Source organism: Rhizobium sp. K33 (assembly GCF_056501445.1).
Window position 1 is genome coordinate 22,442 of the sequence record NZ_CP096478.1, and the last position, 19,938, is coordinate 42,379.

The 19,938-nt window shown below is 62.8% G+C and carries 16 protein-coding genes and 2 pseudogenes; 8 read left to right on the plus strand and 10 right to left on the minus strand.

All coding sequences use genetic code 11. The features are described from left to right. The 5 genes and pseudogenes from M1E12_RS00120 (at position 1) to atzF (ending at position 7,017) form a co-directional block, all read left to right on the plus strand. Positions 1 to 828, plus strand: a complete 828-nt coding sequence (locus M1E12_RS00120) for an urea amidolyase associated protein UAAP1 (protein WP_479563310.1) — start codon at positions 1 to 3, stop codon at positions 826 to 828. A gap of 14 nt (positions 829 to 842) precedes the next feature. Then, positions 843 to 1,496, plus strand: coding sequence for an urea amidolyase associated protein UAAP2 (locus M1E12_RS00125; RefSeq protein WP_479563311.1), 654 nt, complete (start codon positions 843 to 845; stop codon positions 1,494 to 1,496). After that, positions 1,496 to 3,739, plus strand: a pseudogene (locus M1E12_RS00130) (5-oxoprolinase/urea amidolyase family protein); the annotation flags it as partial. The gene M1E12_RS00125 and the pseudogene M1E12_RS00130, both read left to right, overlap by 1 nt. Before the next feature lie 210 nt (positions 3,740 to 3,949). Beyond that, positions 3,950 to 5,218 (plus strand): annotated as a pseudogene (locus tag M1E12_RS00135) (carboxyltransferase domain-containing protein); the annotation flags it as partial. After that, positions 5,218 to 7,017: an allophanate hydrolase gene (atzF, locus tag M1E12_RS00140; protein ID WP_479563312.1), complete on the plus strand. Its 1,800-nt coding sequence runs from the start codon at positions 5,218 to 5,220 to the stop codon at positions 7,015 to 7,017. The pseudogene M1E12_RS00135 and the gene atzF, both read left to right, overlap by 1 nt. Before the next feature lie 48 nt (positions 7,018 to 7,065). On the opposite strand, the gene M1E12_RS00145 is transcribed toward atzF, so the two are convergent. The 5 genes from M1E12_RS00145 to M1E12_RS00165 form a co-directional block, all read right to left on the minus strand. Beyond that, entirely contained in the window at positions 7,066 to 7,977 is a 912-nt protein-coding gene (locus M1E12_RS00145; protein ID WP_479563313.1) for an SMP-30/gluconolactonase/LRE family protein, read from the minus strand. Positions 7,978 to 7,997: 20 nt separating this feature from the next. Then, complete coding sequence (locus M1E12_RS00150; RefSeq protein WP_479563314.1) at positions 7,998 to 8,948, minus strand: ABC transporter permease; 951 nt, start codon at positions 8,946 to 8,948, stop codon at positions 7,998 to 8,000. After that, a complete protein-coding gene (locus M1E12_RS00155) occupies positions 8,945 to 9,892 on the minus strand; it encodes an ABC transporter permease (protein ID WP_479563315.1) in 948 nt (315 codons plus the stop codon). The genes M1E12_RS00150 and M1E12_RS00155 overlap by 4 nt, the downstream gene beginning before the upstream one ends. Then, the gene (locus M1E12_RS00160) at positions 9,889 to 11,355 is read right to left on the minus strand and encodes a sugar ABC transporter ATP-binding protein (protein WP_479563316.1); all 1,467 of its coding nucleotides are present in this window, start codon (positions 11,353 to 11,355) and stop codon (positions 9,889 to 9,891) included. Before M1E12_RS00160 ends, M1E12_RS00155 begins: the two co-directional genes overlap by 4 nt. Before the next feature lie 88 nt (positions 11,356 to 11,443). Continuing rightward, on the minus strand, positions 11,444 to 12,460 hold the full coding sequence (locus M1E12_RS00165; RefSeq protein ID WP_310240298.1) for an ABC transporter substrate-binding protein: 1,017 nt from the start codon (positions 12,458 to 12,460) through the stop codon (positions 11,444 to 11,446). Between the two features lie 258 nt (positions 12,461 to 12,718). Between M1E12_RS00165 and M1E12_RS00170 the strand changes: the two genes are divergently transcribed. Both M1E12_RS00170 and M1E12_RS00175 read left to right on the plus strand, forming a co-directional pair. Continuing rightward, complete coding sequence (locus tag M1E12_RS00170) at positions 12,719 to 13,963, plus strand: GAF domain-containing sensor histidine kinase (RefSeq protein WP_479563317.1); 1,245 nt, start codon at positions 12,719 to 12,721, stop codon at positions 13,961 to 13,963. Beyond that, positions 13,960 to 14,682: a response regulator transcription factor gene (locus tag M1E12_RS00175; RefSeq protein WP_054149007.1), complete on the plus strand. Its 723-nt coding sequence runs from the start codon at positions 13,960 to 13,962 to the stop codon at positions 14,680 to 14,682. Before M1E12_RS00170 ends, M1E12_RS00175 begins: the two co-directional genes overlap by 4 nt. A 15-nt stretch (positions 14,683 to 14,697) precedes the next feature. On the opposite strand, the gene sdhD is transcribed toward M1E12_RS00175, so the two are convergent. Next, complete coding sequence (sdhD, locus tag M1E12_RS00180) at positions 14,698 to 15,081, minus strand: succinate dehydrogenase, hydrophobic membrane anchor protein (RefSeq protein WP_479563318.1); 384 nt, start codon at positions 15,079 to 15,081, stop codon at positions 14,698 to 14,700. A 139-nt stretch (positions 15,082 to 15,220) separates the two neighbouring features. Between sdhD and M1E12_RS00185 the strand changes: the two genes are divergently transcribed. Then, on the plus strand, positions 15,221 to 15,778 hold the full coding sequence (locus tag M1E12_RS00185) for a regulatory protein RecX (RefSeq protein WP_479563319.1): 558 nt from the start codon (positions 15,221 to 15,223) through the stop codon (positions 15,776 to 15,778). 16 nt (positions 15,779 to 15,794) lie between these two features. On the opposite strand, the gene M1E12_RS00190 is transcribed toward M1E12_RS00185, so the two are convergent. From M1E12_RS00190 to M1E12_RS00205, 4 genes are all read right to left on the minus strand, one after another. After that, positions 15,795 to 16,847 carry an ornithine cyclodeaminase gene (locus M1E12_RS00190; protein WP_479563320.1) on the minus strand — a complete coding sequence of 351 codons (1,053 nt, stop codon included), beginning with the start codon at positions 16,845 to 16,847 and terminating at the stop codon, positions 15,795 to 15,797. A gap of 189 nt (positions 16,848 to 17,036) precedes the next feature. Continuing rightward, positions 17,037 to 18,317, minus strand: a complete 1,281-nt coding sequence (locus M1E12_RS00195; RefSeq protein ID WP_479563321.1) for a TRAP transporter large permease — start codon at positions 18,315 to 18,317, stop codon at positions 17,037 to 17,039. Beyond that, positions 18,317 to 18,844, minus strand: a complete 528-nt coding sequence (locus M1E12_RS00200; protein ID WP_136543385.1) for a TRAP transporter small permease — start codon at positions 18,842 to 18,844, stop codon at positions 18,317 to 18,319. The genes M1E12_RS00195 and M1E12_RS00200 overlap by 1 nt, the downstream gene beginning before the upstream one ends. A 65-nt stretch (positions 18,845 to 18,909) precedes the next feature. After that, a complete protein-coding gene (locus M1E12_RS00205; protein ID WP_136543384.1) occupies positions 18,910 to 19,884 on the minus strand; it encodes a TRAP transporter substrate-binding protein in 975 nt (324 codons plus the stop codon). Positions 19,885 to 19,938 lie beyond the last annotated feature (54 nt).

Below are 19,938 nucleotides of genomic sequence, written 5' to 3' on the forward strand. Positions count from 1 at the left end.
ATGCATATCCGACGTTCCCCCGAAGAGATCGCCGCCAACCGGGCGCGCTACGAGGAGCATCAGAAGAAGGGGCTGGAATTCGCTCCGAAAGCGTTGCCGGCCAAGAGCGCAAAACCTGCACCCGCAATCGCTGCTAACACCATCGTGCACCAGGAAAAGCTGCCCGGCGGTTGGTATTGGTGGACTCGCGTCAAGGCCAACGAGACGCTGCGCATCGCGCTCGACGACGGTTTTTCGACCGTATCGGTCGTCGCCTGGAATGCCGAAGACCCGACGGAACGCATGAACCTGCCTGATACCGTCAAGGTGCAGTGGACCACCGGGCTTGGAAAGGGCCGTGTCATCTTCTCCGACATGGGCAAGGTCATGTTCTCGATCACCGAGGACAGTTCCGGCGCCCATGACGTTCTGATGGGCGGCTCGACCGCCTCCTCGAACGCGAAGAAATATGCCGGTCAGAACGGTCCGGCGCTGCGCAACACCCGCGACAACTTCGTGCTGATCGCCACAAAGGCCGGCCTCGACAAGCGCGATATTCCGGCAGCTCTCGCCCTTTTCGCACCCGTCCGTGTCGATGCCGATGGCAAATTCGAGTGGAAACCGGATCTCGTTGAAGATGGCGACTATGTCGATCTGCGCGCCGAGATGGACATGATCGTCGGCTTCTCGAATTGCCCGCATCCGCTCGATCCAAACTCGGTCTACGCCCCCAATCCCGTCAGCATCCTCAGGATCGCGGCCATTGAGCCAGCTGCTGATGATCTTTGCAGGACCGCGACTGCAGAAGCCATCCGTGGCTTTGAAAACAACGCTTTTGCGGCCCTGTGAGAGGAGAGGCGACCATGACCAGTTTTATCCAGACCTCTCCCGCCCGCACGCTCTCCAACTCCGCGCAGGATCACTATATCGCTGCCGAAGCCCCCTTCTCGACCTTCATCAAAAAGGGCCAGGTGGTGCGCATCGAGGACACCTATGGCCAGCAGGCCGTCGATACGCTCTTCTACAACGCCGATGATTTCTCCGAGCGCTATTCGAGCCAGGACACCATGCGCGAACAGGGGGCGGCCTATATCTCCACCGGCACCAAGGTGATCTCCAACGAAGGCCGGGTGATGCTGACGGTCACCGCCGACAGCTGCGGCCGGCACGATACCTCTGCCGGCGCCTGCTCCTGCGAGAGCAACACCGTCCGCTTTGGTCACTACACGAAATACCTGCATGCCTGCCGCGACAACTTCGTCATCGAGGTTTCCAAACATGGCATGAGCAAGCGCGACGTGGTGCCAAACATCAACTTCTTCATGAATGTGCCGATCGAACCCTCAGGCGAAATGACCATCGTTGACGGCATTTCCGCCCCGGGCGACTATGTCGAACTGAAGGCGGAGATGGACGTGCTGCTCGTCATCTCCAACTGCCCCCAGATCAACAACCCTTGCAACGGTTTCGATCCCACGCCGATCCGGGTGCTCGTCTGGGACGATGAGGCAGCCTGATGTTCAAGAAGGTTCTGATTGCCAATCGCGGCGAGATCGCCGTGCGCGTCATCAAGACGCTGCAGAGAATGGGGATCGCAAGCGTTGCGGTCTATTCCGATGCCGACAGGTTTTCGAAGGCCGTGCTGATGGCCGACGAGGCGGTACGCCTCGGGCCCGCACCCGCCAGCGAAAGCTATCTCAACGTCGACGCCGTGATTGCCGCCTGCCGTGAGACCGGTGCGCAAGCCGTCCATCCGGGCTATGGCTTCCTCTCGGAGAACATCGGCTTTGCCGAGCGGCTCAAGGCGGAAGGCATTACTTTCATCGGCCCGACGCCGGAAAACATCTCCGCCTTCGGCCTGAAGCACACGGCCCGCGAACTGGCCAAGGCGAGCGGCGTGCCGCTCTTGCCCGGCTCCGGCCTGCTCGACAGCCGGGAAGAGGCGCTCTCCGCAGCGGAGCAGATCGGCTATCCGGTGATGCTGAAGTCGACAGCGGGCGGCGGCGGGATCGGCATGCAGCTCTGCGACGATGCGGAGGCTCTTGCCGCTGCCTTCGACACCGTCCAGCGCACGGCAAAATCCAGTTTCGGCGACGCCCGGGTCTATCTCGAACGCTTCGTCTCCAAGGCCCGCCATGTCGAGGTGCAGATCTTCGGCGACGGCAAGGGGAGGGTGATTGCGCTTGGTGAACGCGACTGTTCGCTCCAGCGCCGGAACCAGAAGGTGATCGAGGAAACGCCTGCCCCGGGTCTGTCCGATGCCCTGCGCCAGCGTCTGCATGCCGCCGCCGTGTCGCTCGGCCAGCAGGTCGCTTACGCCTCCGCCGGCACCGTTGAATTCATCTATGACCCCGCCCGAGAGGAGTTCTATTTCCTCGAGGTGAACACGCGTCTGCAGGTCGAGCATCCGGTGACGGAAGCCGTCTTCGGTGTGGATCTGGTCGAATGGATGATCCGCCAGGCCGCCGGCGAAGATGTGCCGACGGGCAAGGAAAACCTGGTGCCGACAGGTGCCGCGATCGAGGCGCGCGTCTATGCCGAAATGCCCCATGCCGGCTTCCGCCCGAGTGCCGGGCTGCTGACCGAAGTTGTCTTCCCCGAGGGCGTCCGTGTCGACGGCTGGGTGGAAACGGGAACCGAAGTCACGCCCTTCTACGATCCCATGCTGGCCAAGGTGATCGTGTCGGGCGCGGATCGGGAGACGGCCATTGCGGCCTTGTCCTCCGCGCTGGAAGAAACCTCGCTAGCCGGCATCGAGACCAATCTCGAATACCTCAAGGCCATCGCCGCCTCCGATCTGTTTCGAAGCGGCGATGTTGCGACCACGGCCTTGAAGGATTTCGAATTCATACCGGATGTCGTCGAGGTGATCGCTCCCGGTGCGCAGTCGAGCCTGCAGGAGCTGCCGGGCCGCCTCGGCCTCTGGCATGTCGGCGTGCCGCCCTCGGGCCCGATGGACGAACGCTCCTTCCGCCATGCCAACCGGCTGGTCGGAAACCACGATCATATTGCGGCCCTGGAGCTCACCGTGTCCGGGCCGGTGCTGAAATTCTTCTCCGATACCGTGATCGCGCTCGCCGGCGCGGTCATGCCGATGAAGCTCGACGGCGTCGAGGTACCCCATAATCAGGCGATCCACATCAAGGCCGGCCAGACGCTGGCTATCGGCAACATCACCGGTGCCGGCCAGCGCGCTTATCTGGCGGTCTCCGGCGGCTTCGATGCCCCCTTGGTCATGGGCTCTCGCGCCACCTTTGGCCTCGGTCAGTTCGGCGGCAATGCCACCGGCACCTTGCGTGCCGGCCATGTCTTACGCTTGGCCCGCCGGAACCAGAACAATGTCCTGCCGACAACCGAGCCGGCGGAACTGACCCGCCAATGGTCAGTCGGCGTGCTCTACGGCCCACATGGTGCGCCCGACTTCTTCGTCGAAGAGGATATCGAGACACTGTTCTCGACCGACTACGAAGTGCATTTCAACTCGGCACGCACAGGTGTCCGCCTGATCGGTCCGGCACCCAAATGGGCACGCACCGATGGCGGCGAGGCGGGGCTCCACCCCTCCAACCTGCATGATAATGCCTATGCGATCGGCGCGATCGATTTCACCGGGGACATGCCGATCGTCCTCGGCCCCGATGGCCCAAGCCTCGGCGGCTTCGTCTGCCCGGCGGTCATCGCCCGCGATGAGCAGTGGAAGATGGGCCAGTTCAAGCCGGGGGATAAGATCCGGTTTCATGCGGTGACGCGCGCGGAGGATGGTGTGCTTTCCACAGGTGCCGTGCCCGGTTTACCCCCCTCTGTCCTGCCGGACATCTCCCCCACAAGGGGGGAGAGCGAGGAGGCTGCCGTCTCGCCTGCCGCTTCGGTTGAGTTGGAGGCAAGCGCATCTGCAGTATCGGGCGAGGCCGGCGTTGTGCCAGTCTCCCCCCTTGTGGGGGAGATGCCCGGCAGGGCAGAGGGGGGTAAGGCTCGGCACACCGCCTTCGGCACCCCCATCCTCGCCTCGAACGACACTGGCCCCATCCCCGTCGTCTATCGCCGCCAGGGGGATGACAACCTGCTGGTCGAATACGGCCCGATGCAGCTCGATATAGGCATCCGCATGCGCGTCCATCTGCTGATGCAGGCGGTGAAGGAGGCGAGGCTTCAGGGCCTGATCGATCTGACGCCCGGCATCCGCTCGCTGCAGATCCACTATGACAGCACCAAGCTGTCGCGCTCGAAACTCTTGGCCGCCCTCGCCGAGATCGAGAAAAGCCTGCCTCCGGTCTCCGCCGTCAAGGTGCCGAGCCGGACCGTCTGGCTGCCGCTGTCCTGGAATGATCCGGATGCGGAACTGGCCATGCGCAAGTATCAGGAACTCGTCCGCCCCAATGCGCCCTGGTGCCCCTCCAACATCGAGTTCATCCGCCGCATCAACGGGCTCCCCGACGAGCAGGCGGTGAAGGACACGATCTTCAACGCCTCCTATCTCGTAATGGGCCTCGGCGATGTCTATCTCGGCGCGCCGGTTGCCACCCCCATCGATCCCCGCCACCGGCTGGTGACGACGAAGTACAATCCAGCCCGCACCTGGACGCCTGAGAACGCCGTCGGCATCGGCGGCGCCTATATGTGCATCTATGGCATGGAAGGGCCGGGGGGCTATCAGCTTTTCGGGCGCACGATCCAAGTCTGGAACACCTGGCGACAGACGCAAGTCTTTGCCAAGGACAAGCCCTGGCTGCTCGACTTCTTCGACCAGATCCGCTTCTTCCCCGTCTCCCACGAAGAACTGACGGAAGCCCGCGCCGCCTTCCCGCACGGCGGCTATCCGATCCGCATCGAGGAGGGCACCTTCTCCTATGCCGACTACGAGGCGGAGATGGCCCGCAATGCAGAGAGCATCGGCGCCTTCAAGCAGGGACAGCAGGCGGCCTTCGAGGCGGAGCGAAAGCGCTGGAAGGCCGAGGGGCTCGATAGTTTCCAGGTCGATGACGGAGCGGGCGCAAGCCTCGGCGGCGATATCCCCGAAGGCTGCTTCGGGGTGGAAAGCGCCGTGCCCGGCAATGTCTGGAAACTGCTGGTCGAGGAAGGCCAGTCCGTGCAGGCTGGGGATACGCTTGCCATCATCGAGTCGATGAAAATGGAAATCACCGTCACCGCCCATGCTGCCGGCCGCGTCCGGGATCTGCGTGCCGGGCCGGGTCGCAACGTCAAGGCCGGCGATGTCCTGGTCATCTTGGAGGATCTGTAATGCTGCCGACTATTCTCGATCTCGCTTCGCTCAGGGTCGCCTATGCCAGCGGGCTGACCCCGCTCGATCTCGCCGAGGAGGTGATCGCCCGCCGCAAGGCCTCCGACGATCCGGCCGTCTTCATCACCCAGACGCCGGACGAGGATGTGCGGGCCGCCGCAAGGGCCCTGATGGAGCACGCGCCGGCGCCGAACAGTCTGCCGCTCTGGGGCGTGCCCTTCGCGGTGAAGGACAACATTGACGTCGCTGGCCTGCCGACCACCGCCGCCTGCCCGGCCTTCGCTTACCAGCCGGAGAAGGACGCAACAGTCGTTGCAAGACTGAAGGCTGCGGGTGCCATTGTCATCGGCAAGACGAATCTCGACCAGTTCGCGACAGGCCTCAACGGCACGCGGTCTCCTTATGGTGCGCCGCGCTCTGTCTTTGACAAGGCCTATGTCTCCGGTGGCTCCTCGTCGGGCTCGGCGGTCACGGTCGCGGCCGGGCTCGCAAGTTTTGCGCTCGGCACCGATACCGCAGGCTCCGGCCGCGTGCCCGCCGCCTTCAACAATCTTGTCGGCATCAAGCCGACGCCCGGCCTGGTGCCGAATGTCGGCGTCGTGCCGGCCTGCCGCAGTGTCGATGTCGTCACGGTCTTTGCTGCAACCGTCGGCGACGGCGTCGCGATCCGCAAGGTGATGGATGGCTATGACGCCGGTGATCCCTATTCCCGCAAGGCGTCGCCAGTGGCCCTACCGGGTTCAGGCCTGCGCATCGGTGTGCTCGACGGTGCCGAGCGCGAATTCTTCGGAAACAAGGCGGTGGAGGCGCTCTATGATCAGGCAATCGAGCGGGCAAAATCGCTTGGCGCAACCATCGTCCCCTTCGACTACGCGCCGTTCCGCCAGGCCGCCGAACTGCTCTATAACGGCCCCTGGGTCGCCGAGCGTCTCGCAGCGGTAAAGGAGTTCATCGGCACCAATGCCGATGATTTCGATCCGACCGTGCGCACCATCATCGAGGGTGCCAGGGGTTACGACGCGGTCGCGGCATTCGAGGGCCAGTATAAGCTCGGCCAATTCCGCCAGAAGGCGCTTGCCGAATGGGAGAAGCTCGATGTCCTCATGCTGCCGACCTCGCCGACCACCTATACGGTCGAGGCGATGCTCGCAGACCCGATTGTCAAGAACAGTCATTTCGGTCGCTATACCAACTTCGCCAATCTCTTTGGTTATGCGGCAATTGCCGTGCCGGGCGGTTTTGGTTCGGATGGTCTGCCCAGCGGCGTCACCTTCTTCGGCCCCTCCTTCTCAGACGATGCGCTGGCCTCCTTTGCCGACGCCATGCACCGCGCTGCCCAATCCGGCATGGGCAAGGACAAGACTGCAGCCCTGCCGGAAGCCTCCAAGGTTGCCGAAACGGACGATGGCCTAGTCACCATCATGGTCGTCGGCGCGCACCTGACCGGCATGCCGCTGAACCACGAGTTGACGGGCCCCGGCGGCAAGCTGGTGAAAACCTGCCGCACGGCCAGCGACTACCGCCTCTTTGTCCTGCCCAACACTACACCACCCAAGCCGGGCCTGATCCGCGAGCCGGGCTTTGCCGGTAAGGGGCTGGAGGTGGAAGTCTGGAAGGTGACGCCCGCTGCCTTCGGCCGCTTCGTCCAGAACATTCCCGCACCGCTCGGCATCGGCAAGGTGACGCTCGACGACGGGTCCCAAGTGTCCGGCTTCCTCTGCGAACCCTATGCCATCCAGGGCGCGCAGGAAGTCACGGATCTCGGCGGCTGGCGCGCCTATATCGCTTCGAGGAAGTGATCGTCTGTTGGCGCCTACCTGACGCAGGCGCCAATACGACACTTCGACTTATGGAACCTGTGCCCCGCGCGTCGCGGTGTAGATCGCATAGAGCGAGGTCGACGCGGTGATGAACAGGCGGTTCTTGCGTGGGCCGCCAAAGGTGAGGTTGGCCACCGCCTGGGGCACCAGGATCTTGCCGAGAAGCGTGCCGTCGGGATGGAAGCAATGTACGCCGTCGGCGGCACTCGACCAGAGATTCCCCTCGACATCCGTCCGCACACCGTCGGGAATGCCCTTGTCGATATGGGCGAAGACCCGCCCATTCGTCAGTTGCTTTCCATCTTTGACATCGAACACCCTGATATGGCGCGGGGCGTCCGGCTTATGGCTGGCGCCGGAATCGGCGACGTAGAGCAGGCGCTCGTCCGGCGAAAAGCAAAGACCGTTCGGCTGCAGGAAATCGTCGACCACGACGGTGAGTTCGCCGTTCACAGGATCGAGCCGGTAGACATTGCGACTAGGCTGTTCCTCGTCTGCCTTGTAGCCCTCGTAATCCGAGAGAATGCCGTAGGATGGATCGCTGAACCAGACACTGCCGTCGGACTTGACCACCACGTCATTCGGCGAGTTCAGCCGCTTGCCCTGGTAGCGATCCGCCAGCGTCGTGATCGTCCCGTCGATTTCTGTGCGGATGACGCGGCGCCCGCCATGCTCGCAGGAGACGAGCCGTCCCTCGCGGTCGCGGGTATTACCGTTGATGAAATTGGACGGCGCGCGATAGACCGATGTGCCAGCCCCCTCGATCCAGCGCAACACGCGTTCGTTGGGAATGTCGCTGAACAAGAGATAGCCGCCATCATTGAACCAAACGGGACCCTCGGCCCATCGGCAGCCGGTATAGAGCTCATCGAGCGCGGCACTGGACACGAGCAGGTCGCGGAAGCGGGGGTCGCGGATCTCGTAATGCGGGTTTTCCATGGGACGATCCTGGCAATGCTTCAGGTTTTGCCGGTGCTGCGCGTGGTTGGCAGCATGATGACGGCGATGATGATGAGACCGGTGAGAATGAGGCGGATGCCGGCTCCAAAGCCGTAGGTGTTCAGCATGGAAACGACAAGGAACATGAAGAGCGAGGCGCCCCATATCCCCGGAACATTCGAGTTGCCGCCGGCAACCGCCGTGCCGCCGATCACGACGACGGCAATCGACATCAGGAGATATTCCGTACCCATGTTGAGCGCCGCACCGCCGGAGAAGCTGGCGAGCAGATAGCCGCAGAGCGAGGCGAGCACGGCGCAGAGGAGGTAGGTGACAAGCCGCGTGCCGTCGATCGGGATGCCAGCCATGCGCGCAGCGCGAATGCTCTGGCCGATCGCGGCAATTGAGCGGCCATAGACGGTGCGGTTCAGCACGTACCACACGATGACGGAGAGCGCGAAGGCAACGATAGCGACATTCGGGACGCCTGCCGTCGAGGAAGTGGTGAAGTCGGCAAGCCAGCCCGGCGGCTTGATGCGCAAGCCGCGGTTCGTCCAGATGGCCGTCGACTGAACGATGAAACTCATCGACAGCGTTGCGATGATCGGCGGAATGCGGAGCAGTTTGATCAGCGCGTAATTGCCGATCCCGATCGCAATGCCGACGGCGATCGCGACCAGCAAGCCCATAACGATCATGCCGTTTTCGACATTCATCACCTTCAGCGACACGGTCGCTGCCAGCGTCATGTTGGCGGGAACGGACAGGTCGATATTGCCGGGACCGAGCGTGATCACCAGCATCTGACCGAGACCGACCAGCACCGAAAAGGCGCCAAAGGTGAGGGCCGCCTGCGCGAGCCCGACAGTGCTCGCCCCGCCGGTAAACAAGATGGTGATCAGGAACACGCTGGCGGCCGCGATGAAGGACCAGATCCAGGTGCGGGAAAAGAGCGTGGCAAATGTGGTCATGCTTTCACCCTCCGGCCTTCGGCGCGATTGAGGGCAAGACGCAGCGTCAGCACCAGGATCAGGATCGCACCCTGCGCACCGATCTGCCAATCCGGCGAGATCCTGAGGAAAGACAGGAAGGACCCTGCCAGTGTCAGTGTCAGCGCACCGATGACGGCTCCGATCGGGGAGACGCGACCGCCGACGAATTCACCGCCGCCGAGAATGACGCCGGCGATCGAAAGCAGCGTGTAGCGCAGCGCGATGTTGGCATCCGCTGAGGTGGTGAGCCCCACCAGTGCCATGCCGGCAAGCACCGCGAAGAAACCGGCGAGGCCGTAGACAGCCGCCCGAGCCCCGATAATCGACCAGCCGGCGCGCGCGACGGAGCGCGTGTTGCCGCCAACGCCGCGCAAGACGACGCCGAAGGAAGAGCGCATGATCAGGTAATGGCTGACGACTGCGATCAGGATGCTGGCGACGATCGCCATCGGCACGAGCGGCGGCTTCACCGTCATGATCGCGCGGATCCAGCCGGGCGCCTCGCCGCCGGGGGCAGGCAGGATCAGCACGGCAAGGCCGCCCCAGACGAAGCTCATGCCGAGCGTGACCACGATCGAGGGCAGGTCCCTCAGATAGATCATGACGCCGAGAAGGGCGTAGACGCCGATCGCCGCCATCAGGATCAGAATGCCCAGCAGGGGAGAAGACTGCAGGAAGGTCGCGGTCACGCAAGCGACGAAGCTGACGAAGGTGCCCATCGACAGATCGAGGTCATTGACCGTCATGATCAGCATCTGGGCAATCGTCGCCAGTGCGATCGGGACGGCCAGATTGAACAGCAGATTGAGCCCCGTATAGCTCATCGCCCGTGGCTGCAGATAGAAGACGGCGGCGAGCAGCCCGACCAGCGACAGGGCCGGGATCAACAGGCGCAGGCCGTCAGAAGAGAAATACTTCGTCATGCCGCCTCCTGGAAGGATGCCGCCAGAATGTTCTCTTCGGTCACTGCGTCACCTTTGAGCTCGGCAACGATGATGCCGTTGTTGAAAACGTAGACGCGGTCGCAAAGGCAGACCTCATCCATCTCGGTCGAGTACCAGACAAAGGTACGCCCCTGATCGGCTTCCTGGCGCAGGATCGCATAGACCTCCTGCTTGGTACCGAAGTCGACGCCGCGCATCGGGTCGTCCATCAGCACTACCGGCGCCCGTCCGGCCAGCGCGCGCGCAAAAAGCACCTTCTGCTGATTGCCGCCGGAGAGCGACAGGATGGGATTGTCCATGTCGGGCGTGCGGATGCCGATCCGGTCTTTCCAGGTTTGGCCAAGCGTCTCCTCGCGCGCGAAGTCGAGGCTCTGCAGGCGCGACAGATCCGGCAGCATGCCGATGCTGAGGTTTCTCAAGATGCTCCAGAGCGTGAAGGTTCCGTTGACGGCGCGATCGCCGGCGACGAAGGCAACGGCCGGATCGGCGGCTCGCAGCCAGTTGCCGGTCTTCGCCTCGAAGAGCCCGACCAGCATATCCGTCTGGCCATGCCCACCGAGACCGGCAAACCCCACGATTTCGCCTTTCCTGGCCTCGAATGCCAGACCGCGTCCGCGCACCGGTGCCGCAGAAAGAACCGTTTCGGTTAGGGCTCGATCGGAGGATTGGCGCGCCTGGCGTGCCTTGACGACGCTGCCCATGGCCTCGATCAGACCGTGCTCCGAGAACTCCTCGGCCGGCCTCTGGCTCACCACCTTGCCGTCCTTCATGACGACGATGCGACTGGAGACCGAGAGGATTTCACCCAGGATATGCGAGATGAACAGGATCGAGCCGCCGCCGCGCACGAAGCGCTCGACATAGGCGAGCAACTGCTCGGCGAGCCGCGCGTCGAGCGAAGACGTCGGCTCGTCCAGGATGACAAGGCGAACCGGGCTTCCGATCTCGCAGAAGGTGATTGCGATCTCCACCATCTGCCGCTCGGCGATGGTGAGATTGCCGACGGCCTCATGGCTGTCGATGGTGTGTCCGGGGAAAATCTCGTCGAGCTTGCTCTCGATCAGAGCAGCACCGCGCTTTCGCCAGCCCCAGCCTTTCAGGCTGCGATGCATGACGCGCGTATTCTCAACGATCGTCAGGTTGGGGCAGAGCGACAGCTCCTGGAAGACACAGCGGATGCCGGCATCGCGTGCCGCATTGATGCTGTGCCCGCCGCTGCCGTGACCATATCGGATCTCACCCTCATGCGGTGTCAGTCCGCCATTGATGACATTGACGATGGTCGACTTGCCGGCGCCGTTGTGGCCCACCAGACCGACGCATTCACCGGCGCCGATCTCGAGCGTGACCCCGTCCAGCGCCTTCACGGCACCGAAACTCACACGCGCATCGGTTACACTGACGACGGGACGCCCACCGCCCGGATCGAGCATGGCATTCATGCAGAAATACTCTTCGCTTTGGAAGCCAAAGGACAGGTCCCACACCGCCCGGCCCGAAGGCCGGACGGTCCGGGGAGGTTTCGGTCGATTACATCGCCGAGGAGATCACCTTCTGTGCGTCTTCGAGCGAATACTCGACATTGGCGACGCCGCCGGCCTGGGTGTTGGCCAGGTTGGCTTCCAGATTGTCCTGGTCAATGCGCAGGAAGGGAACGACGAGGTCCTTCTTCACGTCCTTGCCGTCAAGGATCTGCTGCGCGACCCAGAAGGCAAGCGTGGATACGCCAGGCGCGATCGAGACGGACATGGTCTCGTAGCCATTGGCGTCCTTCTGCTCCTTCCACCACTTCAACTCGTCTTCGCGATTGCCCATGACGATGACGGGCATCGGACGGTTGGCGGCAGCGATCGCCTGGGCTGCACCATAGCCATCACCACCCTGCGTCACGACGCCGACCAGTTCCGGCAGGCTCGGCAGGATGCCAGCCACGGCTTTCTGCGCCACGTCCTGCGCCCAGTCGCCATGCACGGAGCCGACGATCTTGAACTGCGGGAACTGCTCGACACCGGCATGAATGCCGGCCGAGATCTCGTCATCGACGAAGACGCCGGCAAGGCCGCGGATCTCGAGCAGATTGCCGCCCTCGGGCAGGCGCTTGGAGAGGTATTCCACCTGGCTGCGGCCCATTTCCTTGAAATCGACGGCGATGCGCCAGGCGCAGGGTTCGGTGACGATGCCGTCGAAGGAGACGACGGTGATGCCGGCGTCGCAGGCTTCCTTGACGGCACCGTTGAGAGCCGTCGGAGAGGCGGCGTTGATGACGATGGCGTCATAGCCCTGCAGGATCATGTTCTGGATCTGGGCTGCCTGTTCGGTAGCCTGGTTTTCAGCCGTGGTGAAGGCGTCGGCGGCTGCCACCTGTCCGGCCTTCACGGCTTCGCCGGTGACTTTCTCCCAGCTGGTCAGCATGGCCTGGCGCCAGGAATTGCCGGCATAATTATTCGAAAGGGCAATCTTCTTGCCCGAGGTATCGGCCATTGCGGGCATGGATGTGGCGAGAAGGCACAGTGCCGCGCTCGCCAGAAGGTATCTGCTGGTCTTCATGATCTCACTCCCTGTTGTCCGGCACTCGTAGCGCCGGTTTCCTCCAAACAGCCGGGCGTGCCCCGGTCTGAATTCCCCGCCGAGTTCCTCTTCTCGGCAGGGAGGAGGATGGATGGATTGGCCGATCCTGTACAGGTTGCCGTCGGCAGGACGTTTGCGGGATTTACGAGAAATGCTGCGGGATCCCGCAGGACGACCGGCCTATCGAGATGTGTTATGAAGGAGATGCGGCCGTGGGAGTGGCCGATGGAGGACGCCATGCTCAAGATCGCGCCGTCAGCGCTGCTCGATCACTATCTCGGCATTTCCAGGCTTCTGGCCGGGCAGCTTGACTTCCGCTCGGCGATCAAGGCCGTGGGCGTGGAAGTATCCCATATTGTCCCCCATGACCACCTCGATGTCTGCATCACCATGGTCAACGGTCTCTATCACACGGCTTACGAGACCGGGCTCGATACCTTCTGGGGGCAGACCACCCCCGCCCCGGTCGCCAGCAGCCCCATCCGCGCGCTCCTCTGGGGTGAGATCGATTTCCTGCTGACGGATGATGCCCAGCAGGAGACGCGCTACCACGTCGATACGCCGTTCACGCGCCCGATCTTCGAGCACAATCTGCGCAGCCGTATCCACGTGCCACTGAAAGTGGGCGGTGAGGTGATCGGCGCGCTCAGCTGTTCGTCCCATGCGGTCGGCGTCTACACGCAAGAGGATGTGGCCAATGCCCAGTCGATCGCCGACCTGCTGGCACCCTATTTCTTCGCGCTCCGCGCCGCCGAACAAGCCAAACAATCGGCCATCATCGAGGCCGAGGCGCGCGTACGCGAAGAGGGCTTGCGCGCCGGTGCCTTGAGCCTGACCGAGGCACTGGAACGCGAGCGGCAGCGCATCGGCATGGATCTGCATGACCAGACGCTGGCTGACCTCACCCGCCTGTCGCGGCGCATCGATCGGCTGATGCAGGAAGGGGAGGTGAAGGGCGAGGCGCTGGAGCCGGTGGCTCGCAGCCTGCAGCATTGCATGCAGGACCTTCGCGAGATCATCGAGGAGGCGAAGCCCTCCGTGCTGCAGCTCTTCGGTTTTGCCCACGCCATAGAGAACCACCTCGACCGAGCGGTTCGGGATCAGGGATCGCAGCTCGACTGGAGCCTCAGCGATGACACGGACGGCCTGATCGACACGATCGACCAGTCAGTCCGGATCGCCCTGTTCCGGATCACACAGGAGGCGATCAACAATGCGGTTCGCCACGCCCAGGCCAGCGTTCTGGACCTCAGGCTGAAAAGCACGGCCCATGCGCTGACGATCGAAGTGGCCGACGACGGGCAGGGCCTGTCCCGCTCTGATCGCAGCGCCGGCGGCGGCATCGAAAACATGGTGACGCGGGCGCGGCTGATCTCCGCCAAGCTGACGCTCGGCGCCGCGCGCGACGGACGCGGCACGGTGATGCGGGTGCAGATGCCGCTCACGCTCGCTAAGGCAGGCCTGTTGGAGGGCATCACGTGAAGGTACTCATCGTCGAAGACGATCCCCTGCATCGGTCTTATCTTCTGGAAGCCGTCTGCGCTGCCCTGCCGGAATGCGACAAGGTTATCGAAGCCGGCAATGGTGCGGAAGGCGAGCGCCTCGCGCGCGACCACAAGTCCGCCCATGTCGTCATGGACCTGCAGATGAATGCCCGCAACGGCATCGAGGCAGCGCGCACCATCTGGAAGGAACGCCCTGATACCCGCATCCTCTTCTGGTCGAACTATTCGGACGAGGCTTATGTGCGCGGCGTCTCCCGCATCGTTCCGGATGGCGCGGCCTACGGCTACGTGCTCAAATCGGCCTCCGACGAACGCCTGAAGCTCGCGCTGCGCAGCATCTTCGTCGAGGCGCAATGCGTCATCGACCGCGAGGTGCGCGGGATGCAGCAGAAGAGCCTGGGCCAGGTGCGGGGCTTCAGCGACAGCGAATACGAGATCCTCGTCGACATCGCGCTCGGCCTCACCGACCGGACCATCGCCCGCCGCAGAGGCCTCTCGATCCGCAGCGTCCAGAACCGCCTTCAGCAGCTCTACGAGAAGCTCGGCGTCTACCAGATGTCGGTCGAAGACAGCGACGAGGGCCGCTTCAATCTGCGGGCAAGGGCGGTAACGGTCGCGCTGCTGCGCAAGCTCTTGAACTACAGCGCGCTTGAACGCGCTGAAGCGGAGCTGGCAGAGTGGCTTCGGTCACACTGAAGCGCCGTTTTGGCCTCAGGGCTGCACCGCGAGGAACATGATCCGGATCACCGCGATGACGGCCAGCAGGCAGCATCCCCAGCTGAAAACCCAGTTGAGGAGGAGGAGTGCATAACGCAGCACGGTCGTGTGCACATAGTCCTCGATGATGACCCGCATTCCGAGCGCCATATGGGTGGCATTGATCAGCAGGAAGGCGACGAGCGCCGGCCCGATCCACAGGGACCCGATGGCATTCAGTACGACCGGATAAGGCTGGCCGAAGACCGGCATCAGCACGACCATCAGATAAGGCGTGAGAAAGAAGAGCGCGAGACCGCTGAGCCGTTCCTTCACGAAAGTGGCGGTGCCGGATTTGGCACTCCCGAGCCCGCGTACGAGACCAAGTGGTGTCGTCATGATGTGTGTCCCCTGCCGGATGATGCGAGAATACAAGGCAGCCCCAATGCGCGCCGAACCACCCGTCCGCAGGACGGTTCCATCGCGACGGGAAAAAAATCGCGTTGACGATCCTCCGCGAAGTTGGGAGACGGAGACCATGGACGATCCGTCGAACACAGCCGAAGACCAGCCGACGCCACGCATGTTGGCCTGGGCGAAGAATTCGGCCGCCTATCGCCTCGCCAAGCGCATGATGACAGAGCGCGAACTCGCTGACGCCATCAGGCGCAAGGCGCGCAGCAAGTTCGAGGATATCAGTGAGGCGCAGCTAAACGCGCTCGCCGAGGCGGCCCTTGCCTTCGGGCGCAGCATGAAGGCGTTGGACGATCAGAATTACGCCGAAATCCGTGCCAGCTCGGCGGCCCGCAGCGGTCGCTCCAAGCGGGCGATCGCGCGCAAACTGTCGGAAAAGGGTGTCGAGCGAAGCATCGTGGAGTCCGTGCTTCAGGACGCCGATGATCTGCGCTCGGCCGTTGTCTATGCCCGCAAGAAGGCCTTCGGCCCCTTCCGTCGTCCGGACCTGGAGCCGGATGATGCCCGTTGGACAAAGGAGATCGCCTCCTTCGCCCGCCAGGGCTTCGGCTTTGATCTCGCAAAGCGGGTCCTCGACCTGGATCGGGACGAGGCAGAGGAAATCCTGCTTCGCCCAGCGTGATCCAAGGGGCCAGCGCTCAGTCCTTGGCCCGCTGGAGCATGCCGAACAGATCGCGCGGATCATCCGGATCGGCGATCAGATCCACCGGCTGGAAGAAGCTTGTCCCGCGAACACGATCGCGCACATAGCGAAGGGCAGAAAAGTCCTCGATGGCAAAGCCGACGCTGTCGAAGAGAGTGATCTGCTTCTCGCTGGTGCGGCCTTGGCTCTGTCCCGTCACGACCTGCCAGAGCTCCGTCACCGGGTAATCCGGATCCATCTGCTGGATCTCGCCCTCGATCCGGGTCTGCGGCGGATATTCGACGAAGGTGTCGGCACGCGAGAGGATGTCGCGATGCAGTTCCGTCTTGCCCGGGCAGTCACCACCGATGGCGTTGATGTGCACGCCCGCGCCGACCATGTTGTCGGTGAGGATCGTCGCATATTGCTTGTCGGCGGTGCAGGTCGTGATGATCTGGGCGCCCTCGATCGCCGCTTGCGAGGTCTCGCAGGCCGTCACATGCAGGCCAGACCCTTCCAGATTGCGCCGCGTCTTTTCCGTCGCCCTGGGATCGATGTCGAAGAGGCGCAGATGGGTGATGCCGAGCACAGCCTTCATCGCAAGCGCCTGAAATTCCGCCTGGGCACCATTGCCGATCATGGCCATCGTCGTGGCCCCCTTCGGCGCCAGATGCCGCGCCGCCATGGCAGAGGTCGCGGCCGTGCGTAGCGCGGTCAAAAGCGTCATCTCGGTCAAGAGGACCGGATAGCCGGTCGAAACATCCGCAAGCAGGCCAAAAGCCGTCACCGTCTGCAGACCCTCGGCCATGTTCTTCGGATGGCCGTTCACATATTTGAACGAATAGATCTCGCCGTCCGAGGTCGGCATCAGCTCGATCACACCTTCGCGCGAATGGGAAGCGACGCGTGGCGTCTTATCGAATAGCTCCCAGCGCTTGAAATCCTCTTCGATGACATCGGTCAACTCGTTGAGAACGCGCTCGATGCCGATGTGATGTACGAGCCGCATCATGTTCTCGACGCTGACGAAGGGGACGAGGGCTTTTTCCGAAGGCGCTGGCGCTGTCATGATCCACCGTTTGAGGACGAAATTGGAGCCAGTCTAGCGATGGTCCAGGTTCGTCGAAACGGCGATAATCTGCCGATATGCGCAGTCGGATGAGCAAATTGCTACGTGCCGCTGTCCAATCTGCTGGGAAGCTTCCAAAAAGACAGGGGCCGAAGCCCCTGCCAAGTTTGCCTTCGGGAGGATGGCCGATCACTTGAACTGTGCGGGCAGCCAGAGCGACAGTTCCGGAATGAAGGTCACCATCAGGAGGACCGCAACGCAGGCGCCGAAGAATGGCCAGATGGTCTGCATCGCTTCACGGATGGAAATCTTGCCCACGGCACAGCCGACGAAAAGCACGGTGCCCACCGGCGGAGTGATCAGACCGATGCCGGCATTGAGGATCATGATCACGCCGAAATGTACGGGGTCGATGCCGAAGGCCTGAACGATCGGCAGGAATACTGGTGTCGTGATGATCACGAGCGGCGCCATGTCCATGAAGGTGCCGAGCACGAGCAGGGCAACCGTGATCAGGAGCAGCACCACCATCGGATTGTCGGAGACCGATTTCACCAGCTGTATCAGCGTGACCTGAACCTGCAGGAAGGACATGAGCCAGGCAAAGGCGGCAGCCATGCCGATGACCAGCAGCACCAGAGACGTGGTTTTCACGGCACCCAGGATAGCTTCGATGAAGCCGCTCCAGTCGAGTTCGCGATAGACAAGGACAGCAACGAGAAAGGCATAGATGACGGCGATGCACGAGCTTTCGGTCGCGGTAAAGACGCCGGAGCGGACACCGCCGAAGATGATAGCGATCAGCAGGAGCCCCGGCAGTGCCGCGAAAAAGAACACCAGCAGCTTTCCGAAACCGGGGAAGGGTTCGGACGGATAGCCGCGCTTGCGGGCAACGACATAAGCCGTGACCATGAGCGCGATCGTCAGGAGAATGCCGGGGATGATGCCCGCGGTGAAGAGGTCGGCGACCGAGACCGTACCTCCGGCCGATATCGAATAAAGGATCATGTTGTGGGACGGCGGGATCATCAGCGCGATCAGGGCCGAACTGATCGTCACGTTGACGGCATAGCCGCGGTCATAGCCGCGCGCGGCCATCTGCGGCACCATCAGACCACCGATCGCGGAAGCGTCTGCCACGGCTGAGCCGGAAATGCCGCCGAACAGGGTGGAAGAAACGATGTTCACTTGCCCGAGCCCACCCCGCAGATGACCGACGAAGCCGGAGGCGAAGCGCACGAGACGATAGGCAATGCCGCCTCGAACCATCAGGTCGCCGGCGAAGATGAAGAACGGGATCGCCATCATCGCGAACACGTTCATTCCCGAATTCAGCTGCTGGAAGATGACGATCGGCGGAATGCCGAGATAAAGCACGGTGGCGAGCGACGCGATGCCGAGGCAAAACGCGATCGGCATGCCGAGAACCATGAGAGCGCCGAAGGTGCCGAAGAGGATCGTATAGGCCATCAGAGCACCTCGGCCTGAGCAGTTTCGTCAGCGGTCGCGACAGGCGCGCCGATCAAGGTGTCGATGAAGCGCTCCAGCGCGAAGATCGAAATCAGTGCGCCGCCGACAATCAGCGGGATGAAATCGATGCCGCCTGGCCAGCCGAGCACGGGAATACGTGCCGTCCATGTGCCGATCGCCAATTGCGTTCCGTAAAACGACATGGCGCCGCCGAAGACGCAGATCAGGCCGAGCGTGATCAGATCCATCAGCCGCTGGATGCCGGGCCGCATGTTGTAGCGGACGATATCGAGGCCAAGGTGAACGCTTTCGCGCACACCGACGGCAGCGCCAAGCAGGATGAACCAGGACATCAATTGTAGCGAGAGGGGTTCCGACCAGCTCGGTGTGTCGTTCAGCACGTAACGACCAAAGACCTGCCAACCGATGATCAGGGTCATCAGCACCACCCCGAGGCCGGCCGTGTAGAGGCAGATGAGGCTCAGCCAGCTGAGCCCGGGCCGGATGGCCCGCATGAAACGCGACATGGATCCCTCCGAAATCCAGGATAAGAAAAAACCGGCCGCATCGGGGATGCGGCCGGTCCATGTGGTTACTTGACGGCGCGAACGCGCTCGACGAGTTCCTTCATCTTCGGATCAGTGACGAACTTGTCGTAGACCGGCTGCATGGCGGCTACGAATTCTTCCTTGTTCGGCGTGATAATGTTTGCGCCCGACGCACGGATCTTCTCTTCCGCAGCCTTTTCGCGCGCCTGCCAGAGCTCGCGCATCTTGCCGACCGACTCCTTGGCCGCCTCGCGCAGGATCTTCTGGTCTTCCGGCGTCAGCTTGTCCCAGGTGATCTTCGAGATCGCCAGGATTTCCGGCGTCAGCGAGTGCTCGGTCAGCGTATAGTTCTTGGCCACCTCAAAGTGACGCGAGGACTCATACGAGGGCCAGTTGTTTTCCGCCGCGTCCACCACGCCGGTCTCGAGCGAGGAGTAGACCTCGCCGAAGGGCATCGGGGTCGGGTTGGCACCGAACGCCTCCATCATCGCGATCCAGAGATCGGACTGCTGGACGCGCACCTTCATGCCCTTGAGGTCGGCAAGGCTGTTGATCGGCGTCTTGGTCGAATAGAAGGAGCGAGCGCCGGAATCGTAGAAGGCAAGTCCGATCAGGCCATGCGGCTCGAAGGCGGCGAGTACTTCGTCACCGATCTCGCCATCGACCACCTTGTGCATGTGTTCGGTGTCGCGGAACAGGAAGGGCAGGCCGAAGACGACGGTTTCGGGCACGAGGTTGTTGAACGGCGCGCTGTTGACGCGGTTCATGTCGATGACGCCGAAGCGGGTCTGCTCGATCGTATCCTTTTCCGAGCCGAGCGCGGCGTTGTTCATCACCTGAATGGCGATGCGGCCATTCGTGCGTTCCTTGACCAGCTCGCCCATGAACTTGACGGCATCGACGGTGGGATAGCCATCCGGATGGATATCGGCAGAGCGTAGCGTGATTTCCTGGGCGAAGGCAGCACCCGCGCCAAAGGTGAGCCCCATCGCGAGGCTAAGCATTGCGGCAGTCTTCATTGGTCTTCCTCCTCTTTGATTGAGCCGCCGGAACCTCCCGTTTCGGCGGATTGC